The sequence below is a fragment of the Priestia sp. YIM B13489 genome (assembly GCF_042787645.1).
Classification (GTDB): domain Bacteria; phylum Bacillota; class Bacilli; order Bacillales; family Bacillaceae_H; genus Priestia; species Priestia megaterium.
In genome coordinates this window covers 3,738,281-3,752,572 of sequence record NZ_JBHZOQ010000053.1, presented here as the reverse complement: position 1 = coordinate 3,752,572, position 14,292 = coordinate 3,738,281, and the positions used below count along the sequence as shown (strand labels likewise).

General features: G+C 39.5%; 13 protein-coding genes and 2 pseudogenes. 11 read left to right on the top strand and 4 right to left on the bottom strand.

All coding sequences use genetic code 11. From position 1 onward, the window contains the following. The first annotated feature begins 9 nt into the window (after positions 1-9). Positions 10-909 (top strand): arginase, encoded by a 900-nt coding sequence (rocF, locus tag ACFX4W_RS25205; protein WP_013058586.1) that lies wholly within the window; start codon positions 10-12, stop codon positions 907-909. Between the two features lie 233 nt (positions 910-1,142). After that, positions 1,143-2,576 carry an amino acid permease gene (locus tag ACFX4W_RS25200; RefSeq protein ID WP_043978423.1) on the top strand — a complete coding sequence of 478 codons (1,434 nt, stop codon included), beginning with the start codon at positions 1,143-1,145 and terminating at the stop codon, positions 2,574-2,576. A gap of 51 nt (positions 2,577-2,627) precedes the next feature. Here the strand turns inward: ACFX4W_RS25200 and ACFX4W_RS25195 are convergent, their stop codons facing one another. Next, positions 2,628-3,800 (bottom strand): hypothetical protein, encoded by a 1,173-nt coding sequence (locus ACFX4W_RS25195; protein WP_280560741.1) that lies wholly within the window; start codon positions 3,798-3,800, stop codon positions 2,628-2,630. A 210-nt stretch (positions 3,801-4,010) separates the two neighbouring features. Further along, a pseudogene (locus tag ACFX4W_RS30750) lies at positions 4,011-4,202 on the bottom strand (YczF family membrane protein); the annotation flags it as partial. Positions 4,203-4,514: 312 nt separating this feature from the next. Between ACFX4W_RS30750 and ACFX4W_RS25190 the strand changes: the two are divergent. Continuing rightward, positions 4,515-4,841 (top strand): annotated as a pseudogene (locus ACFX4W_RS25190) (GerAB/ArcD/ProY family transporter); the annotation flags it as partial. 28 nt (positions 4,842-4,869) lie between these two features. Here ACFX4W_RS25190 and ACFX4W_RS25185 read toward each other — a convergent pair. After that, positions 4,870-6,279, bottom strand: a complete 1,410-nt coding sequence (locus tag ACFX4W_RS25185; RefSeq protein WP_280560119.1) for a polysaccharide deacetylase family protein — start codon at positions 6,277-6,279, stop codon at positions 4,870-4,872. A gap of 158 nt (positions 6,280-6,437) precedes the next feature. On the opposite strand from ACFX4W_RS25185, the gene ACFX4W_RS25180 reads away from it, so the two are divergent. The 3 genes from ACFX4W_RS25180 (at position 6,438) to ACFX4W_RS25170 (ending at position 8,528) form a co-directional block, all read left to right on the top strand. Beyond that, positions 6,438-6,938, top strand: coding sequence for an RNA polymerase sigma factor SigV (locus ACFX4W_RS25180; protein ID WP_043978734.1), 501 nt, complete (start codon positions 6,438-6,440; stop codon positions 6,936-6,938). Beyond that, a complete protein-coding gene (gene rsiV / locus ACFX4W_RS25175; RefSeq protein ID WP_043978433.1) occupies positions 6,935-7,798 on the top strand; it encodes an anti-sigma-V factor RsiV in 864 nt (287 codons plus the stop codon). Before ACFX4W_RS25180 ends, rsiV begins: the two co-directional genes overlap by 4 nt. Positions 7,799-7,994: 196 nt before the next feature. Next, positions 7,995-8,528, top strand: a complete 534-nt coding sequence (locus ACFX4W_RS25170) for an HTH-type transcriptional regulator Hpr (protein WP_013084563.1) — start codon at positions 7,995-7,997, stop codon at positions 8,526-8,528. A gap of 40 nt (positions 8,529-8,568) precedes the next feature. Here ACFX4W_RS25170 and ACFX4W_RS25165 read toward each other — a convergent pair whose 3' ends face one another. Beyond that, entirely contained in the window at positions 8,569-9,858 is a 1,290-nt protein-coding gene (locus tag ACFX4W_RS25165) for a protoglobin domain-containing protein (protein ID WP_043978435.1), read from the bottom strand. Between the two features lie 185 nt (positions 9,859-10,043). On the opposite strand from ACFX4W_RS25165, the gene ACFX4W_RS25160 reads away from it, so the two are divergent. The 5 genes from ACFX4W_RS25160 (at position 10,044) to ACFX4W_RS25140 (ending at position 14,289) form a co-directional block, all read left to right on the top strand. Continuing rightward, positions 10,044-10,718 (top strand): C40 family peptidase, encoded by a 675-nt coding sequence (locus tag ACFX4W_RS25160; protein ID WP_043978437.1) that lies wholly within the window; start codon positions 10,044-10,046, stop codon positions 10,716-10,718. Positions 10,719-10,976: 258 nt separating this feature from the next. Next, positions 10,977-11,324 carry a DUF2642 domain-containing protein gene (locus tag ACFX4W_RS25155; protein WP_043978439.1) on the top strand — a complete coding sequence of 116 codons (348 nt, stop codon included), beginning with the start codon at positions 10,977-10,979 and terminating at the stop codon, positions 11,322-11,324. A gap of 19 nt (positions 11,325-11,343) precedes the next feature. Further along, entirely contained in the window at positions 11,344-11,544 is a 201-nt protein-coding gene (locus ACFX4W_RS25150; RefSeq protein ID WP_029323776.1) for a hypothetical protein, read from the top strand. A 2-nt stretch (positions 11,545-11,546) separates the two neighbouring features. Beyond that, positions 11,547-13,073 carry a glycosyltransferase family 2 protein gene (locus ACFX4W_RS25145; protein ID WP_043978443.1) on the top strand — a complete coding sequence of 509 codons (1,527 nt, stop codon included), beginning with the start codon at positions 11,547-11,549 and terminating at the stop codon, positions 13,071-13,073. Continuing rightward, a complete protein-coding gene (locus tag ACFX4W_RS25140; RefSeq protein WP_043978444.1) occupies positions 13,066-14,289 on the top strand; it encodes a nucleotide sugar dehydrogenase in 1,224 nt (407 codons plus the stop codon). Before ACFX4W_RS25145 ends, ACFX4W_RS25140 begins: the two co-directional genes overlap by 8 nt. Positions 14,290-14,292 lie beyond the last annotated feature (3 nt).

Below are 14,292 nucleotides of genomic sequence, written 5' to 3'. Positions count from 1 at the left end.
GTATAGAAAATGAAAAAAGACATTTCAATTATCGGTGTACCCATGGATTACGGACAAACAAGAAGGGGTGTAGACATGGGGCCGAGCGCGATTCGCTATGCAGGCATGAATACACGCTTAGAAGCTCTTGGCTATACCGTACACGATGAAGGCGATATTAAAGTAGAAATTAAAGAGCGGGCAGACGTAGATAAAAATACGAATTTGAAAAACTTAGCGGCTGTAGCCAGCGGAAATGAACAGCTTGCTGCACGAGTTGAAGAAGTGAGAGAGCAAGACCGCTTTCCGTTAATATTAGGCGGAGACCACAGCATTGCAATTGGAACGCTTGCAGGAGTCGCGAAAGGTTCAGAAAATTTAGGCGTTATTTGGTATGATGCTCATGGTGATTTAAACACCGCTGAAACATCTCCATCAGGCAATATTCACGGCATGCCGTTAGCGGTGAGCCTTGGTATTGGACATCCTGTACTTTTAAATATTGGAGGATATACCCCAAAAATTAAACCTGAAAATCTAGTTATTATCGGTGCACGCTCATTGGATGATGGTGAAAAAGAGTTAATTAAAGAAAAAGGAATTAAAGTGTATACCATGCATGAAATTGATCGTTTAGGTATGACGCAAGTGATGAAAGAAACGATTGATTATTTAAGCGGTACAGACGGCGTGCACCTGTCGCTGGACTTAGACGGCTTAGATCCGGATGATGCACCAGGCGTAGGTACACCTGTAAAAGGCGGCATCAGCTACCGAGAAAGTCATTTAGCAATGGAAATGCTAGCGGAAGCAGACATGGTTACATCTGCTGAATTTGTAGAAGTGAACCCCATTTTAGATCAGCATAACAAAACTGCAGAAGTAGCGGTTGCGTTAATGAGTTCATTGTTTGGCGATAAGCTTTTATAAGAAAGAGCTACTTAATAGGTATCGTGTAGAAGAAAATCTGTTATGATCTAATAAACGTTCATGCAGGGCTAAGCGGCTGCCATCCTCGCTACGGGGCTGGCGCCATTTGAAAAACATCCGGCATTAATGGACTTCAGCCATGAAGAGCTACCTAGTAAGCGGCTATAAAAACAAAATAAACCTAAAAAAATGAAAGCGATTTCATTTTTTATGCAGCAAAGGGAGGAAATGGGATGAATATTCCACAGGGACAGCCAGGAGAATTAAAAAGAACGATGAAAACAAGGCATCTTTTTATGATATCACTAGGGGGATGTATTGGTACCGGTTTTTTCCTTGGTTCAGGTTATACCATCAATGAAGCAGGTCCGATGGGAGCAATGATTTCCTACTTAGTAGGAGGGATCATTATGTATCTAACGATGCTGTGTCTTGGAGAATTATCCGTTGCTATGCCAGTTGCAGGATCGTTTCAAACGTACTCCACTAAATTTATCGGCCCTGCAACCGGTTTTGCGATTGGATGGCTGTACTGGCTAGGATGGGCAGTAACGGTTGCGCTTGAGTTCTTAGCTGCCGGACAATTAATGCAAAGATGGTTCCCAGACTCGCCCGTTTGGTTATGGTGCGCCATTTTTGGAGCGTTAATTTTTTCACTAAATGCACTTTCAGCTAAAGCATTTGGTGAAACAGAATTTTGGTTTTCAAGCGTTAAAATTTTCGCCATCATTATGTTTATTGTTGTAGGCGGAGCGGCAATGTTTGGACTCATTGATATGAAAAGCGGACAGGAAGCACCGCTTCTATCAAACTTCTTTGCCGAAGGGCTGTTTCCAAATGGCGTAACGGCTTTGCTGATTACAATGATTACGGTGAACTTTTCGTTTCAAGGAACAGAATTGATTGGAATTGCGGCAGGAGAAAGTGAAAATCCAGAAAAAACAATTCCAAAAGCGATTAAGCAAACGGTTTGGCGTACGCTTTTCTTTTTCGTCTTATCCGTGTTTGTCCTAGCAAGCATGATTCCTCGTGAAAAAGCAGGCGTCGTAGAAAGCCCATTTGTTGTTGTGTTAGACAGTGTAGGTGTACCTTACGCGGCGGATATTATGAACTTTATCATTTTAACAGCTCTTCTTTCAGTCGCAAACTCTGGATTTTACGCGGCTACACGTATGCTTTATTCTCTTTCAAGAGAAGGAATGGCAAGTCCTGCGCTTGGAAAAGTCAACAAAAGAGGAGTTCCGTTTAATGCACTATTAATTACGCTTGTGATTTCATGTTTTTCGCTGCTTTCAAGCGTAGTGGCAGCTAAAACCGTTTTTGTGTGGCTGATTTCACTCGCTGGACTCGGTGCTCAAATTGGCTGGATTGCGATTACCGCTTCACTGCTTGCATTTCGTCGTGCTTACGTGGCTAAAGGTGGAAAAGTGGAAGATCTGAAATTTAGAACACCTCTTTATCCCGTTCTTCCTATCGTAGCGCTTATTACGAACTGTATCGTTATGATCAGTCTTGCGTTTGATCCCGAGCAGCGAATGGCGTTATACTGCGGAGGTATTTTCTTTATAGGCTGCTATGTTTATTATTATTTGAAAATTCGAAAACAAAATCAGTCAAAACAAGAGCAAGAAGTTCAGCTTGCGGAAAATAAACGAATGATTATTTAACATAAAAAACCCGGAAAATCGTGATTTTCCGGGTTTTTTATGTACTCGTTTTTAGCTATCTAGTGTTGTCTCTTCATTTTTACGTCGGCGGAGCCTCCATAGTGTGATAAGAGCAACCAGTGTAAGAACAATACCGCTGCCGAGCAGGATATGACTCACTGTTTTATCCTGCTTTTTTTGGCCTTGCTCAAAATATTTCTTGTACATTGCCACCGCAGCTTTATTTTGCTTGTATTTTCTGGGAACGCTCACTTCTTTTCCGAGTTTCCAGCCGTCTTTATAAGCTTTTTGCTGTAAAGATTTCACATCTTTATTCGAATAAAAACCTGCTTTGTACCATTTTTCTAGCTCGGGCTTGTCCTGAAGACTTTTAGGTGCTCTATAGGTCTGATAAGTGAAAGCTGAGTCGTATCCGTCTGCTTTTACGTCTTTTTGCTTTTGTTTCTGTCCTTTTTCATATCCTTGCTCAAAGGCTGTTTGCAATTCGCCTTCTGCTTCTGCAGGTACTTCTAATGAAAGGTCGTGATAGCCTTGTACGTAGCCCTGCTTTTCAAACTGCTTTTTTTGCTGCTTCAGCACTTCGGCTTGAGCGGTTTCAAAGCCTTCTGTAAAAGCCTGACGTGTGACATCCTCATCATCATACATGCTCGGAACACTCATTGAGTCATTTTCAAGACCTCGGTCATAGCCTTCTTTTTTTGCTTTAACAGATAAGTCCATTAAAGAAATAGCTTTTTTGTAGCCTTGAACATACCCTTTATTCCAGTCGGATGACTTAGAAGGAAAAGGGTCGATTTCTGACTGAATAGTAGCATGTTTGTAATCAAGGACGCCTTGCTGATAGCCTTCCTCTTCGCCGGCAGCCATTTCATTTTCTTGTTCAGTCTTGAGTTCTTCCTCTTTTTGCTGCTGTCCTTTTTTATATCCTACCGTATACCCCATCATAAACCACGTGAATTCTTCAGAAGATTTGTCCAGTCCTGTTGTTTGATCAAACTGTTCGAATTTTTTCTGTGCGTATCCATCTTCTTCTCCAAGCGAATAGCCTTCTTGATAGAGGGAGTCAAAAATTGCTTTTACATCTTCAGTTGTATCCACGTCTGTTGACTGGTCCAAAACGTCGGAAGAGGAGTCCGGGGAATCGGGAGTAGCATAAGAAGGGATGGGATCACTTGCAAGAATAAGTAAGCAAGCTGTACTAATAACGGCTAATTTTTTTTTCATCATTTCTTCACCTTTTAGTTCAAAGTCAATGTTTATTTTGTAGTTTAAGCGTACAGCTTTCCATGTAGAAAGGCGTGTAAAAGTTTTTCCAATTATGAAAATTATAACATTTAAATGAGAAGGAGAATAGGTGGTAAAAAGGAGAAATATGTGTTTTTTACGGAGTTTTATTTTTGTCCCTGTTTTGCTTTTTTTCACTTTAAATGAACGATAAAACACTTCAGCTACAAAACAGAACAAAAGGAAAAAAAGGACAAATAGTTCAGCGAACTCCATAACACGAAACGGACTGTAGGCATTTTGCAAGGCCATGGAAAAACTAAATCCTTGCATCATATCCACTCCGATAGAAAATCCCATTAAGCATCCTAACAGCAAAGCTGATATCCAAACGATTTTCATACGTCTCACTCTCCGTTTTTGTTTTTTTCTTAAAAACATTCTACCGATAGTTTTTGTTATTTTTTTTGTCTTACGCTTTGATTGCTCTATTAAAAATTGCATACAAAGCATTTATTTGGAAAAAGCTAAAAAAAAGAAAAGAAAGGTGTTTTTAATCGTGCCTTCTTTATTTAAAAATAAAAAAACAAAGACAATAAAAAGGAAACAGAAGGTTCGGCGTCAGAGGAACAAGCGACAGTCCTTTATTTGTAATGAATGTGATGCTGATGCTGTTAATTATTTATACGGTGCACAAAGGATTTGAAGTAATAGCTAGAACGGCTGGACGTGTTTTTTATGATTGCATTAGTCATCGGAGGATTTGTTAAAATCAGCGTCTTTTTTTACGCCGTGATTGTTGGACTTTCCACACTGTTTAAGGTGAAACGACCTTCTGCGCTGACATATCCTGTGGGCACGGTGATTTTATTTTTTTCTTTGACGATTGCAAGTAATTTTCAAGAGCATTTAAAAGAAGGGCTAACGATTATGCCGGTGTTGCTTTTTATCCCTTTTCACGTAGTGATTCCGTTTACGCTGCTCTGTATAGCACTTATTAAACATCGCATGAAAAAAACAAACGCGCTGCAGCCATCCTAATAGCTGCAGCGCGTTCGTCTGCTATCTGCTACTGCACATGCAGCTGCTCCCGCTCTTTTTTTACTTGTTCTAGCTGTGAAATCGTAACAAGCTGATACCCTTGTGCGTGAAGCTGCTTCATAATTTCAACCGCTGCTTCGGCGCTTGTTTGGTAAATATCATGCATTAAAATAACTTTTCCGTCTCCGACTTGGCTCATAACCGCTTGAACGGAGTGAGGAACGTTTCTATATTTCCAGTCTTCGGGATCGATATCCCATAGAGTCACGCCAACATTTCCGATATAACGTCTTACATTTGCGTTGACGGCTCCATAAGGAGGGCGTACGTGCAGTGGTTCATAGCCGCTCACTTGTTTAATGAGCGCTTGGGTATCGCCTATTTGGTGTTTGACCTGGGCTTCGTTCAAACGTGTGAGCTGAGGATGATCCCAAGAGTGATTTCCAACTTCGTTGCCTTCCTTGACCATACGTTCGATTATTTCAGGATAATATTGAACGCGGCTTCCTAACACAAAAAAGGTAGCGTGCCCGTTCACTTCTTTTAATCCATCTAAAATCACATTGGTAGATGCAGGGTTAGGTCCGTCATCAAAGGTCATCGCAACGACTTTTTTAGTTGGATCAATAGGCGCTCCTTGCTGCGGCATTTCGTTAACGATATGTTTTGGAGGCGTTTCCTTGACTTTATTTTTATTTGCTGCTTCGTCTTTGTAAGCATCGCTCAGCACGTCTTTAAATAAATCTTTTTGGATTGCGATTGTTTTGGTTTTTGTTTGTTCAGCACCTAGCTGATAAGGCTTAAAATAGATCACAATACTGTTTTCAAGCAGCGCAAACTGACTGAAATTTTGATTAGCTGCCTGAGTTCCTTTTTGAAGGTCCGGGTCAAAATCAGCTGTTTCCATTTGTTTTTTTAATTCAGCATATGAAATAGCCGAAAGGCGATCTAAATAGTTTGCATTTTCTTTAAATAAATTCTTTAACGTCATTTGTTTTTGAGCAGGCAGGTCAAAGGTAAAGGTTTTGAGAGAAGACGTTCCTTTCTCTCCATTTACAGATTCATATTCATCAAAGACAACGCTTAGCGTTTGCTTGCTGTAATGGACGATTTTATATGTAATCGTTAATTCAGATTTTTTCTTTTTTGACTGCTTCTTTAGCTTTTTTTCATAGTGTGCCACTTGATCTGTTACATAAGCTTGAATAGATTGATCGATTTCTTTTTTACCAAAGGAAGGGTAGCTAATAGCATAGCCTCCGTCGGTAAGGTCCTTCACTAGCGTTTGAATTTCAACGTTTGGATAGGTTTGATCTGTTTGAATACTTGCCGTTTTTTTCTCTGTACTGTTTGCTTTGACGATATACCCTGCTGTACCAAGAAACAAAATACAGCATCCAAGCAGTGTCAAAATACGTTTGTAGCCCATGATTTTCATGTGGTAATATTCCCCTTTTTGTATATATCTACCTAATAGACGCATGAGACCATCATTTAGTTTTACTTTTTTTAAAAAAAACCAAACTATTTTTCTACTCATTCCGTCTACCTTATAGATGTACTTCAGCAAGAGAAAATAGAAGGGTATGAAAGATGATGAAAAAACATGATGCACATCAGATGCTCGTAGCGTGCATAACCGAGCATAAAGAGGATTTTTACCGGCTTGCTTTCAGCTATGTAAAAAATCAAGAAGATGCGCTTGATATTATGCAAGAATCGATTAAAAAAGCACTCATTTCAATAGACACTATCAAGGATATTCAATCGATTAAAAGCTGGCTTTATAAAATTGTTGTACGAACAGCAATCGATTTCCTGCGCAAGCATAAACGTTTAACGCTTATGGACGATGAAGCGCTTGAGTACTTGAGCAGCGGACGTGAAGACCAGTATGAAGATATCGATTTAAAGCAAGCAATGGATCACCTGCCGGTTAAATATAAAACCATTATTATTCTGCGGTTTTTCGAAGATTTAAAAATGGACGAAATTGCTGAAATCATTGAGGAAAATGTAAACACGGTAAAGACAAGGCTCTATAGAGGGTTGAACCTGTTGCGGATTAAGATGACGGAGGAGGACTTAGAACAATGAATGAAAAAATAGAAAAGTTAAAGAAGCAGTATCATGACATTCCTATTCCTGAGGAATTAGATGATGTTGTTGCAAAGGCACTTTCTTCACATCCTCGTAAAAAGAAATCCTATATTTGGCCGAGCGCAATTGCCGCAGCAGCGGTTATTTTTATCACAACGGTGAATGTGAGTCCAGACGCGGCAAATGCAATGGCGAAAATTCCTGTAATTGGAAAAGTAGTAGAAGTGATCACATTTGATGAACTAAAGCAAGAAGAAAAGCATTCTCGTATTGACGTGAAAACACCATCGATTTCAGGCTTGGAAAACAAAGGTCTTCAAACAAGCTTGAATGAAAAGTATATAAAAGAAAACGAGCAGCTGTATGAACAGTTTAAAAAAGAGATGAAAACATTACAAAAAGGAGAGAAAGGAAACGTGGCTGTCAGCAGCGGCTATGATATTATGACGGATACCGATGATTTGCTTGTGGTTCATCGATATGTGGAAGAATCGAGAGCTTCAACGTCGAGCGTCAATCAGTACGACACGATTGATAAAAAACATGAAGTGCTCGTCACGCTTCCAAGTTTGTTCAAAGATAAAAGCTATATAAAGGTCATTAGTGAAAATATTAAACAGCAAATGAAAGATCAAATGAAACATGAAGAAGGCAAAATCTACTGGCTGACTGAAGAAGATATGGATCCTTTTAAAGAGATTGCGGAGAATCAAAGCTTCTACATTACGAAAGATCACAAGCTTAGAATTGTATTTGATAAATATAAAGTCGCCCCAGGATATATGGGAAACGTTGAGTTTGAAATTCCAACGGACGTTATTTCAAACCTTCTGGTTGGTAAACGGTATATTCATTAAAAAACAGGTGTGAACGCTGAACGTTCACACCTGTTTTTTTACATAAAGAAACGTTTAAATTTATTTTTATGCAAAATAAGTTGAAATATATAAGCAATCATGTATAATATTTTGTATATATTTTCATTCTTTTTGTTTATAAAGTCTTACGGGAAAATGATGTGAACGGTTGCATTTCTAGAGAGGAAGTGAAGAGGTGAAACGCACGTTAAATCAAGATACGATTAAAGATGCCATGCTGTTTAATCAGCTTGTGATGCAAGTAAGCAAAGCTCTTTGGAAGTCTACTGAAAAGGATTGGGAGCAGTGGGTTAAGCCGTACGATCTGAGCATTAATGAGCATCACATTTTGGGGATTGCTTATCAGCTGGAAATTGCATCGATGACTGACATTTCAAAGCTAGGCGTCATGCATTTATCCACAGCTTTTAACTTTGCAAAAAAATTGCACTTGCGGGGCTATCTTACCCTTTCTAAAAATGAGAAAGATAAGCGGAATACATACGTACAGCTCACAGAAGAAGGAAAAAAGATGTTTTTAAAAACGCTCGAGGATTATAATCCTCTTGAAAATCCTTTGTTTCAAGGAGCAATGCCGCTTCGAGATGTTTACGGAGAGCTGCCTGACTTTGTTGAGCTGACGGCTCTGATTCGAAGCATATACGGAGAAGATTTTGTCCAGTTTATCGAACGTTCTTCTCAAGAGCCCGCTGCTAGCTTGAAAAAATAAAAAAGCCTTCTTGTGCAAGCTGAGAAGGCTTTTTTGCATATCAACTTTTTTCAGTTAACCGTTCAAGTTCTTCTGAGGAATGGGCCATCTTCTCAATTCGCAGAGACAGTTGCTTCATTACATCCGCTATTTTTTCAAGCTCTTTTTTGGTTAGCACGGTTTGCTGTTTGTTCTCGGTTGTTATGCTAAGAACGTTCGTGAAAAAAGAAGTAATGTTGTTCATATTGTCAGCCGTATCTTTTGTTAATGTAGCGACTTCTCCGCCTAGCGCCGAGACGCTTTCGATTTGTTTTTGAATGTCTCCGATAAAAGTGGAAATATTAGCAATCGATTTCTTCGTTTCTTCTGCAAGCTTCCGTACTTCCTGTGCCACCACTGCAAATCCTTTTCCATGCTCGCCCGCTCGAGCAGACTCAATCGAAGCGTTTAATGCTAATAAATTCGTTTGCTCCGCAATAGAAGTAACAATCGAAACGATTTGATGAATTTGCTGTGATGTATGTTCGAGCGTTTTCATTTTGTTTTGAATGAGCGACGTATTTTTTTGTATGCTTCCCAGCATGTTTTGTTCTTCTTTTAATTTTGCTTGACTCGTAACGGATTCCTTCTCAATGACTTCTGCTAGTTCAGAGCTTTTGTTTGCATAAGAAACGACGTCAGAGGACTGGTTGTGCATTTGATTCATAAACGTCTTCGTTTCTTCAGATAGCGAAGAAAGGATAGATGATGTACGAGAGATTTCTAGCTGAATTTTCTCTTTTTGGGTCTGAAGTCCAGCGCGCTGCTCGTCATATTCAAGCTCATAGGCTTTTAACACAATTTGCTGTTCTAGACTAATAAGCTTTGTCATACTTGCAATAAAAGCCAGACATTCTTCTTTTGATTCCATCCTACGTTCACATACTGAAAGAAGCGACGTAAATAAATTTTGAAATGCGCACAAATACCAGTTTGGCTCAAGTCCAATTTTAACGTGCATCTTGGAAATTTTTTGACGTTTTACCACAAAAGCATCATCTATTTGTCCATCAAACATTTCTAAAATATGCCGCTTTAACGTTTGTTTTAATGCATGGACGCTGCTGTGCTTTTCGATAATCGCAACCAAATGGGCCTGTTCACCAATAGCTTTGTAAAAATCGTTCACGATCTCTTCGATGGCATTCAGCGCGTGAACTTGAAATCTGGCAATCCGTTCGAGATCCTCTGCTGTTAAGGAAATCATGTTAATCTGCTTTTTTATCATCGGGTCCGATACATGAAGCTTTACAGTGGTGGATTCGACAGCGGCTGCTTCGGCGTGCGCTTTGTTTCGTTTAAACCAATTCATGTTTATCACCTTTATTTGCTAGAATAGTTGTTTTTCTCTTCTTCTTATATTTCGGCGTTTTACATCCAAGAGTTGAGGCTGTTTAAGAAGATTGTTATCAAATTGTTATCTTCTATTAATTGAATTGTTATCCGCAGATGGTATGGTTGTACGGTGCTTAAAACATGATTCGGGGAGGAAACGAAATGAAAAAAATGCTATCGGCGCTTCTTGTAGGAGGAGCTTTATTTGCAAGTCCGGCAATGGGACACGCTGCATTTGGCGACACGGTTTTAAAACAAGGGATGACAAATGATGATGTTGAACAAGTTAAAACGGTGTTAAAAGATAAAGGATTTTTAAAAGGCGAAGTATCGCGTTATTTTAATTATGAAACAAAAAAAGCGGTTATGGCTTTTCAAGAGAAACATAACCTAGAAGCAGATGGAGTTGTTGGAGAGAATACATACAATGCATTAGGTAAAGGCGGCGTTGTAGAAGGCGAATCAGAAGTGAATACGGATAAAGTAATCAGCAAAGCAAAATCCTTAATGGGCACGCCGTACAAATGGGGCGGCACTACACCTTCAGGATTTGACTGCAGCGGATATCTTCAGTATGTATATAAAGAAAGCGTAGGCGTTGATATTCCCAGAACGGTTGAAGATATCTATAAAGCAGGTGAAAATGTAAGTGAACCGCAGGTAGGAGATCTTGTGTTCTTTGAAACGTACAAAGAAGGTCCTTCTCATGCAGGCATTTATCTTGGAGACGGAAAATTTATTAACGCATCGTCTTCTAAAGGCGTGACAATTAGCGATAAAAATTCAAGCTATTGGAAAGAGCGCTATATAGGAGCAAAGCGTATTGCAGCTAACTGATTTATCATTTAATAGATATAAAAAGGCAAAGTCTAAGGGCTTTGTCTTTTTTGTATTGGTTTCAGTAGGTAGGAGGTAGGTAGGGGATTCCCCTATACAAAATGGACTAGTCAAGTGTGTATTTGTATGGAAATACGACAAAAGTTCTGTCACCTTTATGATACAGCTTGTATATATTGATAAAGTAATCTCTCAGGTTACGTCAATCGTTATAGGTAATTTGAAGGGATAACAGTATAAAAAGGAGGAACAAAATTTATGTTTTTTTGTTGTTACCGTCGCTATGTAGAAAAGATAAAACACCTTTTGTTTTCAAATCGATTTGCTGAATTTATTCAGGAAAACACAAAGAAAGCAGTAGAAGAAGTCGTTTATTCTGACACGTTCAAAGAGTACGTAATAAGTATTATTAAAGAATCTCAAGAATCACCTTTTAAAGAAATCGCCGAGCAGTATATTGGACAGGAAGTTGTGATTGAAACGACAGCTGGTCCACTTGAAGGTGTGGTCACGTTTGTGGGAGATGATTATTTGGAATTAGTAGAGTCTCCAACGTCAACGGTATTACTGCCATTTACAAGCATTGTGACTATTCAAAGCGCTTAAACGAAAGGAGGAAAAAAATATGTTTCAAGATGCATTACGAGAAAATGTAGGTTCATTTGTGCAAATCATCACAGCTATTGACGTTATTAATGGAACACTGCTTGCTGTTACGGACGCAGCGGCTGTTGTACGTACATCAAGCTCATATGGCGAGCCTGCAGATGTAACCATTCCATTAGTATCCATTACGTATGTTCGAATTTTCAGCGGAGTTGAGTGAGTTTGAAAGTATCAGTGATTATTCCAGCCTGTAACGAAGCTGATTCTTTGTTACCTGTCATTAAAGAAGTTCAAAAAATGAAGCCGTTTGAGATTATGGTCGTCGTAAATGGATCCAGTGATACAACACAGGAAATCGCCGAGGGTGCAGGATGCCACGTTGTTTATTATGAAGAAGCTCTTGGTATTAATATTGGAAGGGCCATTGGGGCTAAAAAAGCAAAAGGAGATGTTTTGCTTTTTTTGGACGGAGATATAGCGGTTCCTCATGAGGAGCTGATGAAATATACGAAGGCTATAGAAACCGGTCATGATATAGCGTTGAACAACCTTTCATGGACTATGAAGCGGAAAGTGCGTCCGCATCCGGTTTCCGTTGCGAAATACATGCTGAACTTATGCTTGCAGCGTGAAGATTTATCCATTCAAGCATTAACAGCTATTCCCCATGCTATCAAGAAAACATCGGCAGCTAAAATTGGATACGAGAACTTAGCTCACCCGCCTCTTGCTCATACGATTGCTCTTTTAAAAGGAATGTCAATCGTTGCACCGTGTTCTTCAGACGTTATTTATACAAATAAGATTAGAACCACCCACAAAATAATTCCTACCAATTCACCTTTTCCTATTTCCACTAATTATATTATTGGAGACCACATTAAAGCGTTAGCTCATCTTATCGAAGAAAAAGGCATAAGAGGAGGACTAACAGACGGCGATCGAAACCGAGAAGTTGTTTCCGCTTATACACCAAGCGTGAAGCGGAAAGCAGGCGTTAAGTACAGTGCTGTTATTCCAGTAGGTGAAGAAAAAGAAACGATTGCAAGCGTGATTCAAGAAGTGAAAAAAGCCGGAGTGGAAGAAATCATCGTGGTTGCCAACGGGGCAGACGAAGTGACGGTTAAGCGAGCAATTGAAGCGGGTGCTACTGTTCTTCATTACAAGCAGCGGCTTGGACATAATGTGCCTCGAGCAATCGGTGCGATGTACAGCAGCGGTGAAGTTTGCTTGTTCATAGATGGAGACATTGTGATTTCCGCGGAAGATTTACGGCGGTATTTAGAAGCAGCTGAACAAGGCATTGATGTAGCGCTTAATAATTTAGAGTGTCTGCTTGACGAAGTGCATCCTATTCACTCGGTAAGTACTGCCAAATATTTTCTGAACCTTGTCTGTAAACGTCCTGATTTAACAATTAATACAACAACGGCTATTCCCCATGCCATTAAACGAGATGTAATGGAGAAAGTAGGCTACGAATCTCTTATTATTCCGCCTTTATTTCAATTAAAAAGTATTATGTACGGCTTTAATGTCCAGCCTGTTCATTTTGTGGATGTGGCGCGAACAAATCGGATTCGAAAAGAGCATATGAAAGTCAAAGGTCTAGCAGCATCAACTCAGCGAATTTTAGGAGATTATGTAGAGGCCATGGCGTACTATATTAGCCAAACTAGCGAAAGAGGCGAATTTCTTCCCGACATACGAAGACATGATCTTTTGTTTGAGGTGTTGAAGAATGAATAAAAAAGTTGCCGTTATTGGTCTAGGGTATGTGGGACTGCCGCTTGCTCTTTTGTTTGCTAAGAAAAACTACAGCGTGATTGGACTTGATATTGACGTCCGGAAAATTGAAGCGCTAAAACAAGGGGAAAGCTATATTCCAGATGTACGTAATGATGTGATTCAAAGAGAGAAAAACTTTCAAGCATATGAATTAAAAAAAGGTATCTCCGCATTTCAAGCATGCGATTATGTAGTGGTGACCGTGCCAACTCCTATTACAGAGAATCATAATCCGGACTTAGGACCCGTTATTAGCGCATCTACGTTTTTGAAAGAACATATGGTAAAAGGACAAACCGTTATTTATGAAAGCTCTACCTATCCAGGCACGCTTGAAGAAGTTGTTTTACCTATTTTAAAGGAGTCTGATTTGCAAGCGGGAGTTGATTTTTATTTAGCTTACTCTCCAGAGCGAGTCGATCCAGCAAACAAGTCGTACGACATTGAGTATATTCCAAAAGTGATTAGCGGCTACAGCAAAGACTGCCTTTATCACGTGCAGACGTTTTATAAAAGTATTTTTCAGCAAGTCGTACCTGTTTCTTCTCCAAAAGTAGCGGAAATGTGCAAGCTGTTTGAAAACATTCAGCGTCTTGTCAATATTTCGTTGGTGAATGAAACAAATGAACTGTGTGAGGAATTAGGAATAGATTTTCATGAGGTCTTACAGGCGGCATCTACTAAGCCGTTTGGGTTCACGCCGTATTATCCAGGTCCCGGAATTGGAGGACACTGCATACCCGTTGATCCGCTTTATTTTTTATGGAAACTAAAGCAAAATGGGTTAACAAGCGAACTTATTGAAGCTGCTCATCATATTAATGAAGAAATGCCAAATAAAGTAATTAAACGTGTTGAAAAGCAGCTCGCAGCAAATGAGAAACGCGTGTTTGTTGTGGGCATGGCGTATAAAAAAGACGTAAATGATATGCGTGAATCGCCGGCGCTGACGGTATGTGAAGGTCTTTTAACAAAAGGATATGAGCTGACGTATCATGACCCTTACATTGACTCCGCTATATTAAATAAGCAAACGTATTTCTCAGTCCCGCTGACAAAAGAAGAAGTTAAAAAAAGCGATGTTGTACTTGTGTTAACCGATCACAGTCAAATCGACTGGTCAATTGTAAAATACGCAAAAAAAGTTGTGGATACAAGAGGTATTTTAAATGAATGAAGC

Bases quoted from the DNA above. Each gene is read 5' to 3' on its own strand.
- ACFX4W_RS25160 (WP_043978437.1), top strand. From the start codon at position 10,044: ATGAAAAAAATGCTATCGGCGCTTCTTGTAGGAGGAGCTTTATTTGCA.
- ACFX4W_RS25180 (WP_043978734.1), top strand. From the start codon at position 6,438: ATGAAAAAACATGATGCACATCAGATGCTCGTAGCGTGCATAACCGAG.
- ACFX4W_RS25155 (WP_043978439.1), top strand. From the start codon at position 10,977: ATGTTTTTTTGTTGTTACCGTCGCTATGTAGAAAAGATAAAACACCTT.
- ACFX4W_RS25200 (WP_043978423.1), top strand. From the start codon at position 1,143: ATGAATATTCCACAGGGACAGCCAGGAGAATTAAAAAGAACGATGAAA.
- rsiV (WP_043978433.1), top strand. From the start codon at position 6,935: ATGAATGAAAAAATAGAAAAGTTAAAGAAGCAGTATCATGACATTCCT.
- ACFX4W_RS25195 (WP_280560741.1), bottom strand. From the start codon at position 3,800: ATGAAAAAAAAATTAGCCGTTATTAGTACAGCTTGCTTACTTATTCTT.
- rocF (WP_013058586.1), top strand. From the start codon at position 10: ATGAAAAAAGACATTTCAATTATCGGTGTACCCATGGATTACGGACAA.
- ACFX4W_RS25150 (WP_029323776.1), top strand. From the start codon at position 11,344: ATGTTTCAAGATGCATTACGAGAAAATGTAGGTTCATTTGTGCAAATC.
- ACFX4W_RS25140 (WP_043978444.1), top strand. From the start codon at position 13,066: ATGAATAAAAAAGTTGCCGTTATTGGTCTAGGGTATGTGGGACTGCCG.
- ACFX4W_RS25185 (WP_280560119.1), bottom strand. From the start codon at position 6,279: ATGAAAATCATGGGCTACAAACGTATTTTGACACTGCTTGGATGCTGT.
- ACFX4W_RS25165 (WP_043978435.1), bottom strand. From the start codon at position 9,858: ATGAATTGGTTTAAACGAAACAAAGCGCACGCCGAAGCAGCCGCTGTC.